The sequence below is a fragment of the Zobellia sp. OII3 genome (genome assembly GCF_002211465.1).
GTDB lineage: Bacteria > Bacteroidota > Bacteroidia > Flavobacteriales > Flavobacteriaceae > Zobellia > Zobellia galactanivorans.
The window spans coordinates 1-18,740 of record NZ_MWRZ01000020.1; the positions used below are offsets into that span (position 1 = coordinate 1).

15 protein-coding genes and 2 pseudogenes are annotated in these 18,740 nt (G+C 33.1%); 15 read left to right on the forward strand and 2 right to left on the reverse strand.

All coding sequences use genetic code 11. From position 1 onward, the window contains the following. The first annotated feature begins 384 nt into the window (after nt 1–384). Both B4Q04_RS21915 and B4Q04_RS21920 read left to right on the forward strand, forming a co-directional pair. On the forward strand, nt 385–1,566 hold the full coding sequence (locus B4Q04_RS21915; protein ID WP_088698121.1) for a hypothetical protein: 1,182 nt from the start codon (nt 385–387) through the stop codon (nt 1,564–1,566). Between the two features lie 4 nt (nt 1,567–1,570). Next, nucleotides 1,571–2,665 (forward strand): hypothetical protein, encoded by a 1,095-nt coding sequence (locus B4Q04_RS21920; RefSeq protein WP_088698122.1) that lies wholly within the window; start codon nt 1,571–1,573, stop codon nt 2,663–2,665. Nucleotides 2,666–2,775: 110 nt separating this feature from the next. On the opposite strand, the pseudogene B4Q04_RS23005 reads toward B4Q04_RS21920, so the two are convergent. Beyond that, a pseudogene (locus tag B4Q04_RS23005) lies at nt 2,776–2,937 on the reverse strand (group II intron reverse transcriptase/maturase); the annotation flags it as partial. After that, nucleotides 2,934–3,065 carry a transposase gene (locus B4Q04_RS23205; RefSeq protein WP_410543981.1) on the reverse strand — a complete coding sequence of 44 codons (132 nt, stop codon included), beginning with the start codon at nt 3,063–3,065 and terminating at the stop codon, nt 2,934–2,936. The gene B4Q04_RS23205 and the pseudogene B4Q04_RS23005, both read right to left, overlap by 4 nt. A gap of 248 nt (nt 3,066–3,313) precedes the next feature. Here B4Q04_RS23205 and B4Q04_RS21930 point away from each other — a divergent pair, with 248 nt between their 5' ends. From B4Q04_RS21930 to B4Q04_RS21995, 13 genes and pseudogenes are all read left to right on the forward strand, one after another. Further along, a complete protein-coding gene (locus B4Q04_RS21930) occupies nt 3,314–3,952 on the forward strand; it encodes an energy transducer TonB (protein ID WP_088698124.1) in 639 nt (212 codons plus the stop codon). 517 nt (nt 3,953–4,469) lie between these two features. Next, complete coding sequence (locus B4Q04_RS21940; protein ID WP_088698126.1) at nt 4,470–5,165, forward strand: ATP-binding cassette domain-containing protein; 696 nt, start codon at nt 4,470–4,472, stop codon at nt 5,163–5,165. 373 nt (nt 5,166–5,538) lie between these two features. Next, on the forward strand, nt 5,539–5,802 hold the full coding sequence (locus B4Q04_RS21945; RefSeq protein ID WP_013993995.1) for a hypothetical protein: 264 nt from the start codon (nt 5,539–5,541) through the stop codon (nt 5,800–5,802). Nucleotides 5,803–6,338: 536 nt separating this feature from the next. Continuing rightward, the gene (locus tag B4Q04_RS21950; protein ID WP_088698127.1) at nt 6,339–7,334 is read left to right on the forward strand and encodes a TolB family protein; all 996 of its coding nucleotides are present in this window, start codon (nt 6,339–6,341) and stop codon (nt 7,332–7,334) included. Nucleotides 7,335–7,525: 191 nt separating this feature from the next. Then, complete coding sequence (locus B4Q04_RS21955) at nt 7,526–8,164, forward strand: heavy metal-binding domain-containing protein (protein ID WP_088698128.1); 639 nt, start codon at nt 7,526–7,528, stop codon at nt 8,162–8,164. 258 nt (nt 8,165–8,422) lie between these two features. Beyond that, complete coding sequence (locus tag B4Q04_RS21960) at nt 8,423–8,794, forward strand: hypothetical protein (RefSeq protein ID WP_088698129.1); 372 nt, start codon at nt 8,423–8,425, stop codon at nt 8,792–8,794. Between the two features lie 492 nt (nt 8,795–9,286). Then, nucleotides 9,287–13,744: an AAA domain-containing protein gene (locus tag B4Q04_RS21965; RefSeq protein ID WP_236631075.1), complete on the forward strand. Its 4,458-nt coding sequence runs from the start codon at nt 9,287–9,289 to the stop codon at nt 13,742–13,744. After that, nucleotides 13,744–14,367 carry an alpha-ketoglutarate-dependent dioxygenase AlkB gene (locus tag B4Q04_RS21970; protein ID WP_088698131.1) on the forward strand — a complete coding sequence of 208 codons (624 nt, stop codon included), beginning with the start codon at nt 13,744–13,746 and terminating at the stop codon, nt 14,365–14,367. The genes B4Q04_RS21965 and B4Q04_RS21970 overlap by 1 nt, the downstream gene beginning before the upstream one ends. 299 nt (nt 14,368–14,666) lie before the next feature. Continuing rightward, nucleotides 14,667–15,134 carry a DinB family protein gene (locus tag B4Q04_RS21975; protein WP_088698132.1) on the forward strand — a complete coding sequence of 156 codons (468 nt, stop codon included), beginning with the start codon at nt 14,667–14,669 and terminating at the stop codon, nt 15,132–15,134. A gap of 347 nt (nt 15,135–15,481) precedes the next feature. Further along, nucleotides 15,482–15,955 carry a hypothetical protein gene (locus B4Q04_RS21980; protein WP_088698133.1) on the forward strand — a complete coding sequence of 158 codons (474 nt, stop codon included), beginning with the start codon at nt 15,482–15,484 and terminating at the stop codon, nt 15,953–15,955. Between the two features lie 10 nt (nt 15,956–15,965). Next, a complete protein-coding gene (locus B4Q04_RS21985; protein WP_123772420.1) occupies nt 15,966–16,223 on the forward strand; it encodes a hypothetical protein in 258 nt (85 codons plus the stop codon). A gap of 435 nt (nt 16,224–16,658) precedes the next feature. Then, on the forward strand, nt 16,659–17,864 hold the full coding sequence (locus B4Q04_RS21990) for an aspartyl protease family protein (protein ID WP_088698135.1): 1,206 nt from the start codon (nt 16,659–16,661) through the stop codon (nt 17,862–17,864). A gap of 188 nt (nt 17,865–18,052) precedes the next feature. Then, nucleotides 18,053–18,427: pseudogene (locus tag B4Q04_RS21995) on the forward strand (helix-turn-helix domain-containing protein); the annotation flags it as partial. Between the last annotated feature and the right edge of the window lie 313 nt (nt 18,428–18,740).

Genomic DNA, 18,740 nt, shown 5'->3' on the forward strand with positions numbered 1-18,740 from the left:
CCTCTTTCAACCGCCTGTAGAAATTGTTCTTGGGGATTCGCTCGCTCAACTGGAAATGGGCGAACAGTTTTTCTTGATACTCCTTTTTTCCCTGCATACCTAAAATTAACGACCCAACGTTAAGATCGCCTTTAGCCTATGTGTTTTTTTCGTTAACTTGTGCAACAGGCACAAAACCTATAAACAATACGGGCTTCGGGCTTAATTGAAAGGTTTGCGTATTTTTATGAAGTCCGCAAAATCTTTGGGATTTTGCTTTGAGACAAAAAAAGAAAAAACAAAACCAAAAGATTTCGCTATGTGCGTGGCGGAAAGCAAAAGCTAGTTTGCTCCCGTACTGTTCATAGCTAAACCGTTACCAGCAACCCTAAAAAATGCATCGAAATGAAATTATTACATAGACAATACGACAAGAAAGTAAAGGCTTTTAATTTACTCTTTGAGATATACATGGAAGAGTATTTATCAATTGCTGAAAACATTCTTAAAAGCAATGCATTTCAAAGAAGAAGAGTGAAATCCTCTTCCACAGTTTATAGCTTATTAAAGGAAGATTTAAAAACAGGATGTATAATACCACCAATTGTATTAGCATTATCAAAAAACACAAAAGGGATTTTTGATTCCAAATTAATAGAGGAACATCCGGAAAAACTTGAATCACTTATTAAAGAACATCAACGTAATCTAATTATCCTAGATGGACTACAGAGGACATATACAATCAGAGATTTATTTAATAGTTTAAGAAGTTCGAAGGATGAAACTACACTAGAACAAATCTCAAAATTTCCAATCCGTGTAGAAGTTTATGTTGGAATCGACAAGCTAGGAATCTTGTATCGCATGCTAACATTGAATTCTGGGCAAACACCAATGTCTTTAAGGCATCAAATAGAAATATTATATTCTGATTATTTAGAGGATGATTTAGGTGGAATTAAGCTTTTGTTGGAAGCTGATGACAAGACTCCACAAAAAAAAGGTGAATATAAATTTAAGGATGTTATTGAAGGCTTTAATTCGTACATAGATCGAGACTTCCTTACTATAGATAGAAATGATATTCTAGAAAATATAAAAACCCTAGAAAAATTATCAAAGGAAAACCAAGAAACCGATTTATTTAAGGAATTTCTTTTTACCTACGACAATTTAGTCTCAGAATTAATCACAAAATCTAATAAATGGAAATGTGGCGAAGGATTGAGCTTATCTGGCCAACCTTTTGGTAAAAATGCTCAAAAAATATTTACTAAATCTCAAGTAATGACAGGGTTAGGTTCTGCCATTGGCAAACTTGTGGATTTTGAAAGGATTAAAGAGATTAAGGACATTAACAATCTATTGAATGAAATTACTGTTGACAACCCAGAAGACACTTTTAACAATTTGATTTTAAAGCTGGATAAAATCAGAACCGTTGCAAAAAAAATAGGTAATGACCAACGAATGTTTTTTCACTTTTTGTTTAGAGAGCTTTTCAATAAAAAGAGTGAAGCATATCTGAACTTTAGCAAGGCTATTGATGAAGCATATTTGACGTATCAAAGTAAAACACAATAGTTTTATGTCGATTTTTTACAATGGAAAAATACTTGATCAGCTTTCATTTGACTCTGATACTTCAACATTTATAATTGGAAATGAGGATATATCTGATTCATTCTCTGTGGCATACATACCGAATAAGGAAGAAAAAGAATTAGCACTTGACCAATACGAAGTATTCATTTTAGAAAATATATCTCTAAATGCTGAAAATGACATATTCTTGGCAAATGAAATTGATTTGGATAAAGGTATAGGATGGGTATTCCCTCTATCTACTTTAGAAAGCAATGATAATGATTACGCTGAAAAAGAATTCTTCAATCAATTCAGATACTTGGCTTATCAAAAACTTCTATCAAGTTCATTTTTTCTTGAAAAGGAAATAAATGAAAAAAAACAGAGATTTATGCTAAGTGATTTATTTGAGGATGATTTAATAATATTCGCTGTATCACTCGAAGCTTTGGGCTCATCATTTGATATTTATGATTATTTACCATCACTAGCCAATCATGGTTATTTTCTTAAGAATGAACATAATCTAAGATATAAATGCCCAAATGATATCATTGTAAATTGGTATAGAGGCAAAAAAAAGATAAATATCCGAAAAGGTACTAATCCTGTGTACAAAACAGATTATTCAAAAAAACTTTATACTAATTATCTTAAATCACTTGATCATCACTTAATACGATTCCATTTAATTTACCAAATAATCGAAAATCATTTAACTGACTTATTCAACTCTGAATTTGAAAAAATACTTGAAGATTATAGTAATGCCTTGGTTACAAAGAACAATTTCATCGAATCTATTAACAAAGTAAGGAACGAGCGCGAGAATATACGCAAAGTTCTAAGGGAAATAAAACCAAATGATGGAACCTTTGAAAAAAGTATGCTTATAGGTCTAAAAAGAGATTGTCGCGAATTTTTAAATCAATATGGAGTTGATGAAAGAACAGATGTTGGAGATTTACTTTACGACATAAGAAACATCCTTGTCCACAATTATAGAGAAGTTAAAGATGGAGAACTCATCCTACTAAATGATATCATCTTTGAGTTTGAAATAATGATAAACTATTTAATGATAAAAAGCCCATAATCGAGTAGACGGCTCTCCTAATTAAAGGGAGAGTGCGCCTCTCACACCACCTGCCATACGGGTCTTCCCGAAACAAGTTCGGGACAGGCTGTATACGGCGCTTCGTTATATCAGAACTTTATATTTAGGTAGTACGCCAACATACTTTCATAACCTCTTTTTCTTAGACGTTTTTCAGTAATCGTAGTTCTAAGTATAGGGCTTTGGGCTACTGCCCATCCTCCCATTCTTGTTCTACTCCAAGCATATGCCTGTCCCTGTTTTACACCTAAGTACTGTACCAGGGGAGCTCCTCGTCTAAATCGTAACCGATAAAGTAAAGGATGAACAACCGCGGGGAACAATGCGCCATAAGCTTAGGGTCGCTGACGATGTTCTCCAGATTGCCCTGGCCTAGCATTTAAAAAGACGTATCAAATTAGGATGCAAGCCCGAAACCAGGGAAAAACACCGAACTAACATCCTTAAAATGTTCCTTTTCTTCCTTGTGAGACCGAAATATGTGCTCTTGGACCCTATATCCCTATTTATGAAAATCTAACCTTCTTTCGGGCCGATATCCATTGTACCACAAATTGCTTAAATTTATTCAAAATCAAAGGTGGTTTTGAGACAGACTGCCGCTAGATGTAATTTAAATAAACATTTATGACAAAAATTTTAATCCTACTCCTGTTATTCTCAAATCTAGCTATTAGCCAGGTAGATTCTGAAATCAAATATTTTAAAGATAAGTATGGTAAAACAGAAGTTGAAAGTGGACCATATATGCTGGAAATAAAAAAAATTAATGACAGCGTTACAAATCATACTTTCTCAAAAACGAAAAAAGGTCAGAAAATTTGGTCTAAATCCTACTTGGGTAAACAACCCTATGGCTTATGGACACGATATGACAAAAAAGGGAATATTGAATCGACTAGAGACTATAATTTCACTCTAAAATATGGCGAATTTATTCCTGAAAACGCAATTAGATACTGGGAATTGGGAACAGCTACTCAATCTGATCCGAATAACGAAAAAATTCAGCAACATATCATAAAGCATTTTAGATATCCTGAGATAGCCGTAGAAAACGGAACCGAAGGAAGGGTTACTGTTCAATTCACGATAGACGAGAATGGAAAAGTCGATAATCTAAGCATTACGGAAGGAGCTGACATTCTATTAGATACCGAATGTTTTGCAATTATGAATTCTTTAAAACAATTAGAACCTTATAAAAAAAATGGACAAAGTGTAGTAGTCTATAAAACAATTCCTATTACATTCAGACTGAAATAACAACTACTGCCGACAAAACCTGAACGAAATGCGGACTTCTATCCTAAATCGAAAGGTACTGTATATTTATAAAGTCCGCCAAATTGAAAATTACGCGTTGGCGAAATATTCAAAATTTAGCTTTAAACAAGAAAAAACAGAACTAAACAATAAGCTTTAGCTTCGTGCTAAGACGGAAACGAAAAGTTTCCTTGCCTCTGCACTACGCTTAGCCGAGCCGTTGTAAGTAATTTAAAAATATACCTTTGAGAATATTAAAAAACATATTATTATTCCAAAAAAAAATATTTTTTATCTCGTATATGATTTCAATCGTGATTGGAATATTACTTGGCGGCAAATTTTCTACTATTGGATTCTGTTTTATTATAATTGCTCCAATAATTCAATATTACGTTTATGAAATAAAGCATAAAAACGAATATTACTATTACTATAATTTAGGATTAGGTAATCTTGAGCTATGGGCTTCTACCTTTGTAATTGCTTTGATTAATCTGTTGATATTATCTGTAATATGAGTAGACTACATATAGACAGTTTAACCAAAAAATACAATAATAAAGTAATCCTAAGTGATGTATTTCTTTCTTGCGAAAAAGGCAAGATAACGGGTTTAATTGGCAGAAATGGTTCTGGAAAATCTACTCTTTTAAAAATAGTATTTGGGACTGAAAAGGCTGAATCGAAATTTGTACGAATAGGCAAAAAAATAATAAGAAATATTTCGGATGGTAGAAATCTAATCAACTATTTGCCACAAGACAATTTCTTACCAAATAATATAAAAATAAGTACATTAATAAAGCTATTTCTTTCAAAAGATAATTCGGATATTCTAGTTAAGAACGAACATATAATTCCATTGTTAAACAAACAAAATCAAGACTTATCTGGCGGAGAAAAAAGAATAATGGAAATATTACTAATCATTCATTCTAATTCCGAATACATCTTACTTGATGAACCTTTTAAAGGAGTAAGCCCTATTGTTCGGGATTATATCATAGAATACATTAAGAAAATGAAGTTGAATAAAGGATATATTATTACGGACCACGATTATGAAAATGTAATCAATTTAGCGGATTGTATCTTGTATCTTCAAAATGGATATTTAAAAGAAATTAATGACAAAAGCGAATTAGTTGAGTTAGGCTATCTAACAAAAACTACTTACAACAATAGTAAGCATTGCACAACTCGACGTTGATGTCCAAAACCCTATTTTTTGAAATTTAAAACATCATAACACACTGATTTTAAAAGGGTATTATTTGCATCACGTATCAGGGTAGACGTGTTTATTTTTAATTTTGAGTTGAGCAACAACCACAAAACCTATAAAAAAATACGGGCTTCGCGCTTAATCGAAAGGATTGCGTATTTTTATTATGTCCGCAATCCCGATAGCTATCGAGATGGGATTTCGCTTTGACACAAAAAAAGAAAAAACAAAACCAAAGGATCTCGCTATGTGCGTGGCGGAAAGCGGCCAACTCGCCCACTGCTGTCGCAGATGGCGTGCCCCGTACGGCTCATAGCTAAACCGTTAGCATAAATGGCTCAAAAAAAATCCTAACGTTATGAAAGACGAAGAATTAAAGAACAAAACCGAATCTGAATTAGAATCAGAAATCAAAAAGTGGAAAGGAATTTCAGGAGCCATCATAGGAGTATCACTTGTTTTAATGGTGGTTATTATTTATGGTATGATAACGAAAGGGTCCAATACGTTGGACATAAATTTGCTAGGGGTTGCATTCGCTTGTTTTGCAAGTGTTAGTGCTTTAAATAGTTATATTAAAAAAATTAAAATAGAACTATCATCAAGGAAAAATAATAGTTGAATTTTATATGGCAACTTTATTCTGATAGACTTTACGCTTCTGAAATACCTATGTAAAAAGACCTATTGACTAATTTACGCAATGGATTTTACTGAGATGGAAATAAATACGGAAACGTAATCGTTCGTGCTTACTCGAACGTATCGCCACATTTGCTAACAAAAGTAACCGTTGCACAACCCCACAATCATTAAAATAACAACTCCCCTCCGCCAGCGCAAGCGTCACGCTTGTGCCAACTCGCTCACTAACAAGTTTATAACTACTAGACATATCAACTACTTTTGCTTTTTAGATTTTAACCCTATTTTTTTTTGAGATTACGCTTTTACGTAAGGCGGTAACATTCAAAACGGAGATATTTGTAGCATACCGTTTAACCAACCGTATTTTCACAAAATCAGGAATGGGAAAAATATTTCTAAAATGCTAGTGAACACAAACAAAGTAATTTTTTAACCCTAAATACGATGGCTGTTAGGATGTGTGCCTAATAGCCATTAATTATACTCAACCATATACCAAAACAAATTAAAATGAGGAATGAAATTATTACAAAATTAAGTTATGCTGTTTTTTTCAGCTTAATAATGTCGAGTTGTGCAACTTCGACATACTTAATGACATCGGAAGGCGAAAGTTTTGATGCTCTTTCAAAAATCACTGATAGTGACAAACCATCTATCAATCCTCATGGTGGTGATAAAAATGGTAATTTGGTTTTTGCAGCTCGTGAAAATGATGGAGCATATAACATTTACTTAAAAGATAACGTACTATCAAAAGCAATAATCCAAAAGACAAGCGGAGACAATTTTAATTTAGCTCCTAATTTTTGTAGTGCAAACAATAAAATTGTTTTCCAGTATTTCGACAAAACAAATTTTGATATATACTACGTTGATGCATTTGAGGGAAAAGCAATAACTCAGATTACATATACAGACGAAAATGAATACAATCCATCATGGTCAAAGGATGGTAAACTTGTAATATTTGAAAAAGGAGCTCCTCCTAAAGTGTACATTAAAGTAACAAAAAACACGGCACGAGCAGCGCAGTATTCTGGTTTATCAGTAACAAAAAATCAAATTTGGTTGAAAAATATTGAAACAGGAGAATTGAAAATGCTTGGAGAGGGTAGTTTTCCAGTAATCTCACCAGACGGAAAAGAAATTGTTTTTGTTAAATATGATTTAAATAAAAGAAAGACAGAAGAAACAGGAACAATATGGACGATGTCAATAGATGGTGATTCTCCTAAACAATTAACAGACAATCAAATTGGATATGCTACACATCCGAATTGGAGTCCAAATGGAGATAAGATTGTTTTTCATTTAACAAAAAATAACAAAAAAGACTCTGACATATATTCTATAAATACAAATGGTGAGAATCTAAAACAACATACCACAAACGAATCAAATGATTTTTCACCTTATTGGTCAACTGACAATTACATTTATTTTAGTTCTGATAGAGGTTCTAAGAAAGGAAACTATCAGATCTGGAGGTTTAAAATAAGGTAACAAAAGCACCTGACTTAATGTACAAGTTATAGCTTGTTTGGAAAGTCGCCAAAGTTTAAAAATCAGCTTATTGACAAATTTAAAATAATTAGTAAATGATTCGGCTTGTTTATTATCCGAAACTTATTGCCTTTTTTTAGTGTTTCTTTTCATATACAGAGCCGCTAACAATCAAAACCAATCAGCAAACGATGTCAAAAATCACCAATTGCCCAAACTGTAAAACGGAATTAAATAATGGTTTGTTTTCAAACACCAAATTATTAAATGACGTACAAATAAAAATTATAAACGAATATAATGACACAAAATCTGATGGATATTGTACAAAGTGTGGGAATGGACTTTACGACCAGCACGTTAAAACAATGACAGCGGAAAGAAATAAATTAACCAAGTATTTTAAAGACAATATTGGAGCAGTTCCTGTGATTTCCACTCATTCACCACTTAATTGGGATTATAAAGTTTTAGGTATGGTTACAGGTCAATCTACAACTGGCACCGGAGTTATTTCTGAATTCACCTCATCTTTCACTGATTTTTTTGGCGCCCAATCTGGCAGGTATAATCAAAAGTTGAAAGCTGGAGAAAACATGTGTTTTAACCAATTAAGACTACAAGCATTAGACTTAGGTGGCAATGCTGTTATCGCAACCGATATAGATTATTCTGAAATTGGAGGAAGCAAAGGAATGCTAATGGTATGTATGGCAGGCACTGCTATTCAACTTAATAATGTGAGCATTCTAGAAAAGGAGACTTCCGAAATAATTGAAAAGCTTTCCTCAATAAATGAAAAGCACCGTAGATTGATGAAGTACGGATGAAAATAATTAAGTGAAAATCAAACAGAGAATAGGAGAAAAACTTAAAAGAATATTGTCTTTTATCTAATGGGATTCAATTGCAACCCTCGTAGTGATTTTTTAAGTTTTTATAATTTGCCTAATAATATTCTACCTTTTTCGATAATTGATTTTAGAAAAACTTGTAAAATTAACTCAAGAACTTTAGGCTTACGTTGTAATCAATAGCTCAAAAAAGAAATAAGAGCGCAATTAGAAACATTAAATTAAAGATAATCTATGAAAGCAAAAAGTCTCGTATTTCTAATTTTAAGTGTTTTTCTATTGAACTCATGTTCAAATGATGAAAATGAAATATTTGTTTACGAAGGAATGTGGAGCGGACAATATGCTGGGAATACGGATAGCGGTAATTGGTCTATAAGAATTGACATAAATAAATCTGTAATTGGAACATTTACCTCTATACAATCCTCAAACTCATATCAAATAATGGGGAATATTTCCGAAAATGGTGTTTTAAATGCAACTATTGGAACATCTGAAATAGGTAGTGAATTTAACGGAAGTTTTATGGACAACTACGCTTCTGGGCTTTGGACAAGCAATGCTGAAGATGATAGCGGAAGTTGGACTGGTGTAAAATTATAAATGAACCTTCAACTAATACATAGGAAGCAACTTTTAACAAGTGGACTTTACCCAAACGCATATATTGCGCAGATAGACTTTACTCGGACGGAAAATAAGGAAAAGCAATCTTTCGTGCTTACTCCAACGTGTCGCTACTGATTACAACAATAGTAAGCCCCCCGCCAGCGCAAGCGTCACGCTCGTGCCAACTCGCTCCACTAACAAGTTTATAACCACTAGATATATCAACTACTTTTGCTCTTTAGATTTTAACCCTGTTTTTTTTGAGATTACGCTTTTCTGTAAGAATACAAGTGTAAGATTTTTTATATTGGCATGTATTTGGGCAAGCTAAACGATTACATTTATACCCAAATAAAGAGGTATATGTGTAATTGTACATATATACGTACGTTGTGCGGCATACAAGAAAAGCCAACCGCACAAACAGCACATTTGGTTTTTGCCGACACGCAAAGCCAACGCTGAAAAAACCAAAAGAGCTGTTTTTTGCCAACGCTAAAAGAAAATATGCAAACAAAAACTAAAGCAATAGATTATTTCGAAGAACTACTTGAAGTTCACTCAGACGAGAATATTCCAATTCATCTGAAATATGTTCAACTCCGAACCCTACTTGAAAAAATAACTAAAGAGTTGACAAGTTCAGAAACTCTTCAATTTTCAAACCTGTTTTCTAGACTGTCCTTTATTTGCGACAAATTCAAAACCTCAAGACAAATTCACTCATTTAGGATAGTAGCAAATAAGGTACTACACGAGAATATCCGTCCTTCAAACGAAGAGTATCAAACACACTTTAAGTATTTAAGTGAATTCATTTCTAAAACTTGTGGATTTGCAGTTCCTGAAGAAATTCAATCACTTTATCCTACTACTGAATATCGGAAAGAAAAAAGTGAAACTACATTATCACGGCTTGATAAAATAAGAGTTGAAATAATCGAGATTCAAAGTGAATTTTTGATTTGTGAAACAGAAAACAATGAAGGTGAAGATTATGTACGAGTAAGGATAAACGAAGATGATGTCAATGCTACGTTTAAATCAGTAAATGATTTTTGGATTGGTGCTCAACTCTATTTGGTAAATATTGAAATTGATGAATCGGAAATCTACCACCCGAAATTTATAATTCTTGAACCCGATTACTTAGTAGATATATCTTCGATTGCAGAATGTTTTCAAGATTATGGATATACCGAATTAAATTACATCAAGTCTAAATTTGAAGAGATTCCAAACACGAAATACATACGTTTAGGAAACTTTGCTAATTTAGTTGTAGACGAGCTTTTTGGAGAAGCAGATAGTAACAAAATAACCTTTAAGGAGACATTCGATAAGGATTTTAAATCATATCCATTTGAATACACCGCTTGCCTAGATTTAATTGAAAAAGATAAATTCATCAAGTATTGGCAAGATGCTCAACTTCATTTTGACAGAATAAAGCGAGTTGTAACAAACGATATCGAAAACTATGGCATTTCAATAGAAACAGCATCGCTAGAACCAGCTTTTCTTTGCGACTTATATGGTATTCAGGGACGTTTGGATATTCTAGAACTCAACAAAATTGGTAAGTCAAAAATTATTGAATTAAAGTCAGGTGGTGTACCATTTCCAGATGACGGAGAAAGCATTAAACCAAATCACAAGTCTCAGCTTTTCTTATATTATCAACTTATTGGAGTAATTAACCACCTTGGATTTGGAGAAATCGCTGAAAAAACAGAAGGATATATTCTCTATTCAAAAGTTGCGGAGAATAATTTAAGGTTTGATAGACCAACATTAAAAAGGGTACAATCAATTTTTAACCTTAGAAACAAAATCATTGTAAATGAATACACTTTCGCGTCTGACGATTTATCCAGAACGAAAGAATTACTACAAAAAATCACTCCCGATACCATAATTAACTCTCCTAATGTCCATCCAAACTTTAGGGCAATTTTAGAACCACAGATAGATGAATTTATTAATCCAATAAAATCTGCCAATGAGTTAGAAAAAATCTACTTTTTTTCACTTGTAAGCTTCATAGCCAAAGAACAATATTTAGCGAAATTGGGTAATGGACAATATGAGTCAAATAACGGGTTAGCGAATCTTTGGATAAACTCATTTTCAGAGAAAACAGATAAATTTGAAATACTGTATGACCTTAAAATAGATTCCAACTATGTTGACAGAGACGAAAAAGAAATTATTTTCACTCGCCCATCAGGATACAATGAGTTTGTAAACTTCCGAAATGGAGACATCTGTGTTCTATATCCGAGAGTTTCAGAAAATGACAATGTTACATCAAATCAAATATTCAAGTGTTCAATCAAGTCAATAACTAAGGATAAGGTAGTCGCAAGCTTTCGCTACAAACAGCGTAACACAAAGTTTTTTGAACAATATGATAAGTGGGCTTTGGAACGTGATTTTATGGATTCTTCTTTCACAGCAATGTATAGAAATATTTATGCTTTCCTTAATTCATCAAAAGCCAAGCAAGATTTAATTCTCACAACTGAAAAGCCACAGAATGGAAATAATCACGGTTATCATCAAGAAAAATTGTCAGATGAACAAAATAGAATCATCAATAAGGCACTTTCAAACAAAGACTATTTTCTTTTAAACGGCCCTCCAGGAACAGGTAAGACTTCCATCATTGTAAAAGAACTTGTAAGAGAATTATACAAAAAAGAGTCTTGTAATATCCTCTTGCTTGCATACACCAACAGAGCGGTTGACGAGCTTTGCGAAACTGTAAATAATGCCATCATAAACTTTGATGATATGAATGATGGTAATGTAAACTACGGACGTTCAGACAGAAACTTTGTTAGAATTGGAAGCGAACTCTCTTGTTCAGATGAACATAAGCATAACCTTTTGAATAACATTATCGAAAGTGAAGCAAAAAGACTAGAACAAAATGGAGAAAAATTTTCTAGGGACAGTATCAATACTGTTCTATCTAAACACCGCATTTTTATTTCGACAGTAGCTTCAATATCTAGCAAAACAGATATATTTAAGTTAAAGAAATTTGACGTTGTTATTGTAGATGAAGCCTCTCAAATTTTAGAACCCCAGATTGTGGGCATTCTTCCAAAGTGTTCAAAGTTTATTTTAATTGGCGACCATAAACAATTACCAGCAATTGTATTACAAGACCCAGAGAGTTCAAAAACCAATAATAAGATTTTAGAAACAATTGGATTAGAAAACAGGAAAAACTCATTATTTGAAAGACTCTACAATTATTGCGAAATAAACAGTTTAGAATTTGCATACGACAAGCTGACCTATCAGGGAAGAATGCATCAAGAAATAGCATTATTCCCAAATCATAGCTTCTATAATTCAGAACTAAAGCAAGCTTTTGATATACCAAATCTAAACGAAAGTGCAAAAAATGAGTTAAGCCGACAAGTGAAACCTCTAGAGCTGAAAAGTCCGACTAAAGGTAATTTAACCGACTTGCTTTCTAGAAAACGCGTTATCTATTTCCCTAGCAAAATTGACGAAAAAAACCATTTTGGTAAATCAAATGACTTGGAAGCTGATTTAGTCGTGAAGATTGTTGAAGAATTAAAAAAGCTCTATTCGTACAACAACAAAGGATTTGATAACAAAAAAACAATCGGAATAATTGCTCCATTCCGAAATCAAATTGCGAGAATAAAGCAGAAGTTAGAAGAAGCTCAAATACCAAATTTTGAAGATATTACAGTTGACACTGTTGAGCGTTACCAAGGAAGCCAAAGGGATATTATCATTTTCTCATTTGCTATAAATAACCCATATCAACTAAATGGAATTGTTAATCTAAATGATGAAGGCACAGTAGACAGAAAACTCAATGTTGCTCTGACAAGAGCTAAGGAACAATTAATTTTGATTGGGAATGATTCCTTCCTATCGAATAACCTTGTTTATTTCAAACTAATCGAATTTATCAAGTCAAAAGGCGGCTATGTTTGGGATTCGATTTCTGATGTATTAAAAGACAATATAAAATTCACATACTTTGATTCTGTTGAATCAATAGAAGGTAAAACATACGCTCCTGATGATGAGTTTGCGTCAACGTTTGAAAGCTTAATTATTGATATTTTAAAAAATGATAAGCGTACTACAAATAAGATTCAGGAAACAGGTCAAAATTGGTGGGAAGTACTTTTAGGTGCATCTAATGATTTCATAAGAAATAATGTCATCGAGTATGGCAGAGCTAATTTTGATGTGAATTTTCAAACAAATTTATTCGCTCAAGAATTTAGCGTTGCAGACAAGGTCAATCTGTATTGTTTCTATAATATGCGTAAGCACTATTTTTCAGGTTATTCGATTTTTGATAGCTATAAAGAACTATTTGAAATTGAATTGAAACAAACTTCAGGAAGAGCAACATTTTTTGATTTTGGTTGTGGCCCTTTAACATCAGGGTTAGCTTTTAATCAAGTTTGTAAGAATATCAATCCAGACTTCGTAATGAACTATATTGGGATAGACATATCCAACGCTATGCTTGATAAAGCGAGAGAATTTTCAAACAGTGTAGTTTTCAATTCAAACACAACTTTTGAATTCGCTAATTCCATTAAGCAGATTAATGATAATTTATTGGACGATTGGTTTAGAGCCTCTAACACTGTAGTTCTTAACTTCTCTTATTTGTTCGCAAACTTGGATTCTGACCAAATAATTGATTTAGTGAATGACATCAATTCACTTGTTCAGCGATATCCATTGAACAAGTATATTCTTATTTATCAAAATCCAGTTCATAGGCATCATAACTTCTCAAAATTTAAAGGACACTTAAAGAACCTGAATAATACTATTGTTCGTAAATCCGAATCTGTTTCTTATAAAAATTCTGCTCAAAGTTGGTATGACAAATCAGAAACGTTCACCTATGAAATTATAAGTAACTAATGCAGACAGATTTATTTGGACATAGCAAACCAACGAAACGAGAGCTTTCCCTTGAAAAAGCTAAAGAAGTCAATGGGTTAAGACTGTACCCTGATTTCATAGACCACAAAACAGAAAAATCTTTGATGGAACACATTGATAATTCTCAGTGGCTCAATGACCTAACAAGAAGAGTTCAGCATTATGGTTTTAAATACGATTACAAAGCAAGAAAAATCGATAATTCATTTTATCTCGGAAAACTACCAAATTGGCTAAGTGATGTCGCTAAAAGTATCTATGATAAAGGCTTCATTAATTTCATTCCTGACCAAGCTATTATAAATGAATATGAAAGTGGACAAGGAATAGCTCCACATATTGATTGTGAGCCTTGTTTTGGAGACACCATTATTTCATTGTCACTTGGTTCAAGCTGTATTATGAACTTTGAAAAAGAACCACATTCAAAAAATAAAACAGAAATATTCGTTGAACCAAGAACTCTATTGGTTATGGAAGAAGAAAGCAGATACAATTGGTATCACGGAATTTCCCCACGTAAAACGGATAAGTTTAATGGAGAAGCAATAAAACGTGATAGAAGAATATCAATAACATTTAGAAAAATAATAATCGAATAATGCCAACGCTAAAGCCATACACATTTGCAATTCGCACCAGCCGACACACAAGCCAAAAATTGCAAAAGAGTATGTCTTTGCCAACGCTGACAGACAGACAAAAATAAAGTACGACCGCACAGGGTCCGCCCCTAGTTACGAACGGAGTACCGCCCTCCCCCACCAGCGCAAGCGTCACGCTCGTTCCAGCTTGCTCCACTAAAAATAGTGTACCCCCGAACTATTGCTACTTTTTATACCTTAGACCTGCAATAAGCACACATCGGCCTATTAGCGTTACTTTTCGAAAAAAATAGCAAATGACCCAATCTGAGCTCATAATTTTAAATTTTACAGAAATAAGGAGAAGAAGTATAAAACTTTGGAATGGACTACCTGAGAAATATTATAATTGGAAACCTGACGAAAAAGCAATGAGTGCGTCAGAAATGATAAGACACGTTTTGGAGGCTGATTATGGATGGAATCTTATTATTAACCAAGGTGATATGACAAATTATAAAACACCTTGGGAAAACCGACCATTCATTAGCGTTACTGATGAACTTGAATTTGCCGAACCTTATAGAAAAACATTTATAGAAAGTGTACGGCAATTTTCGGATACGGAATTAAACGAAACCGAAATCATTCATCCAGGGAACGGAGAAAAGAAAATACTTGGAAAATATTTATTACGGATCGGATATCACGAATCAGTTCACGCAGGACATTTTTTGTCGTATTTAAGAGCAATGAAAATTGATAGACCAAACATATGGGATTGAAAAAACACTACAGCCAATCGAATGGATGGCTCCGCCATCAAATGACGGAGTACCCCCATCACCCCCGCTAGCGCAAGCGTCACGCTCGTGACAACTCACTCACTAACAAGCTTATAACTACTAGACATATCAACTACTTTTGCTTTTTAGATTTTAACCCTATTTTTTTTTGAGATTACGCTTTTCTGTAAGAATACAAGTGTACGATCTTTTATATTGGCATGTATTTGGGCAAGCTAAACGATTACATTTATACCCAAATAAAGAGGTATATGTGTAATTGTACACATATACGTACGTTACCAACTATTTTGAAAATACAACAAACTAAAATTTATTAAGTACAAATGGGAACCTATCAAACTAGCAAATGTGGACATTGTAAAAAGACATGGGCTTTTATGGAATATGGTGGGGACAGTTCTTGTGGACCATCTGTTATTAAATGTGTTCATTGTAATTCTCTCAATAAAACAAAGATGAAATTGTATCGTGACATGACACCCCTTAAGCGATTTACTTTTTGGTTGGGGAGAGGTCTAGTAAAACCAATCTACGGTCTGTTTATGATTGGATTAGGATTGGGTATATTATATTGGCAGTATTTAACAGTTGAAGAGAATGGACAAACCCCTATGGCTCACATGCTAGAAATCAATAATTGGTTTGGCATAATATTTTTTCATGCAATTGCGATTGGTCTCGCATGGCTTGGCATTTCACAAATCAAAGATACCTTATCAATAAAAAAGCAAATAAATCAAATGGAGGAACTATTTGATGAAAATGGAGGTTATTTTTGGAGCAATCAACAATATTAATAAAAGTAATATGAAAAAACCTCTGGATTTCTCTCCTACTCTAATTGACACAGATAAAGAAAAAATTGTAAGCCTGAAAAAAAAACCTGAAACATTTTATATTGTAAATGATAATGATTTTAATGAATCTAAGGCAAATGATATAATAAAATGTTTGGTTTTAGAAAGTGTTGAAATAAAAGACAAAATACAATACTTCAAAAGCAATCCAATAGAAATTATATCTATAGAGTCCAAGGAACTACAGTCCGTATTATTTACCTTATAAGAGTTATAAAACCACTATTGTCTTGATGGACTTTTTACTCGTTCGGAGTTGGGAAACGGACACTCGGACGGAGAAAAACAGTTGGTAACCAAACCTATAAACCACACGGGCTTCGCGCTTAATCGAAAGGATTGCGTATTTTTATTATGTCCGCAATCCCGATAGCTATCGAGATGGGATTTCGCTTTGACACAAAAAAAGAAAAAACAAAACCAAAGGATCTCGCTATGTGCGTGGCGGAAAGCGGCCAACGCGCCAACTCGCCCACTGCTGTCGCAGATGGCGTGCCCCGTACGGCTCATAGCTAAACCGTTAGCATAAATGGCTCAAAAAAAATCAGGCAACCATTTCAATAGAATTAACGTCTATGTAGTTAGAAGTAAATAACTAATGTTTGCTCATTACTAAAAACCAATGTCCAAATAAGCACTAATTATGAAATTAAAAAAATTGTTTTATCCACTTATCTCAATAATATTATTATTGTCAAGCTGTGCAGGTTCAAATATTGACAAAATATTAAAACAAGGAAATGTTGTTCAAGAAGATTTTAAAACTACCATTCCGTTTAAATACGTTAATGGTTGGATTGTTTTAGAAGTAGAAATAGAAAATAAAGCTTATAATTTTATTTTAGACACAGGTCATTCAAACTTGTTAACCAAAGAATTAGCAGAAGAACTCAATAGTAAAGTTTTAGGCACAGAAGAAATGTCTGATGTTAATGCCACAGAAAATACAACCGAATATACAAGGATTGGTAGTATTAAAATAGGAGATATTGATTTTCAAAATACTATTGCATCAATAGTTGACCTTAACAAAATTACAGAAATTGCCTGTACAAAAATTTATGGATTCATCGGCTCTAATTTAATGCGAAAAGCAGTTTGGGATTTTGATTTTAAAAATCAGTTAATTACAATAACGAATGACGAAAATAAATTAGACATTCCAACGGAGACCATAGAATCCAGAATGTACATCGGAACAGCGGGAATACCAGCTCTTACATTACAAATCAATGGAGAAAAAACACTAAATAATACGGTGGATTTTGGAAATTCAGGAACTAATCTATTGAGAACAAAATATTTTGAAGAGCAATTAGAGGCTAATCTAATAAAAGAATATGTATCAGGAAGTCAAAAATCTTTTGGTGGATTTGGACGTACGGAAGAAAAGCCATTTTACCATACAATGATTGATGAATTAAAAATAGGGAATCATACTGTTAATAATATACATACTAGAGTACTAACGGGTGCTAGTAATAATTTAGGCTTAGCGTTCTTTAAAAACTATCGAGTAATCTTAAACTGGAACAGTAAAAAAATAAAAATGATAGAAATCACCAAAGCAGGTAATGACTCTTATAGAACGTATGGTTTTAAAACGCTGTATGAACAAGAAAGCGTTTATGTAAATGCAGTTGTAGAGACATCAAGTGCCTCAAAATCGTTAAAGAATGGAGACAAAATATTGAGTATTAACGATACAAATTATGCGAATATTACAGAAGAGCAATATTGTAATATTTTAAGCAATGATTTTGATGATGAAACAGACCCCTTGTCTATTACAATTTTTAGAGATGGGATGGAACTTACGTTTGAATTGTTAAAAACACAGTTACTTTAAGTAATAAAAGTTAAATCTTAAACCTAAAATTATAAAGATAATTTGCAAATGAACATTCTTCAAACATTTTATTGAACCTTCAATTCTGGAAGATAAAAATAAAGGGTTTGTGGGCGGACTTCAGTCGGGTAAAAATATAGAAACTCAATCTTTCGTGCTTACTCCTGCGTGTCGCTACTGATTACAACAATGAGAGGCAATTTATTACAAGAAAAATTAGCAATCATCAAATTCTCATAAGACTTGAACAAACATTAAATAACTATTTTAACAATAGCGAGACACTTATTAATGGAGTTCCTTCTGTTGCTCAAATTTCAAATGATTTAAATTTGTCGCCTAATTACCTAAGTAGCGTATTAAAAATAATTAGCGGACAAAGTACACAACAACACATTCAGAATAAGTTAATTGAAAAAGCCAAAGAAAAATTGTCAACTACAGAACTAAGTGTTAGTGAAATTGCTTATGAATTGGGTTTTGAATACCCTGCTTCATTTAGTAAATTATTTAAGAACAAAACTAATATTTCACCTATTGCATTTAGACAGTCTTTTAATTGAATAAAACGCCCTACCGCCAACAAAGACGGTAACCCTTGCACAACCCCATAATCATTAAAATAACAACTCCCCCCCCGCTAGCGCAAGCGTCACGCTCGTTCCGGCTTGCTCCACTAAAAATAGTGTACCCCCGAAATATTGCTACTTTTTATACCTTAGACCTGCAATAAGCACACATCGGCCTACTAGCGTTACTTTTCGAAAAAAATAGCAAATGACCCAATCTGAGCTCATAATTTTAAATTTTACAGAAATAAGGAGAAGAAGTATAAAACTTTGGAATGGACTACCTGAGAAATATTATAATTGGAAA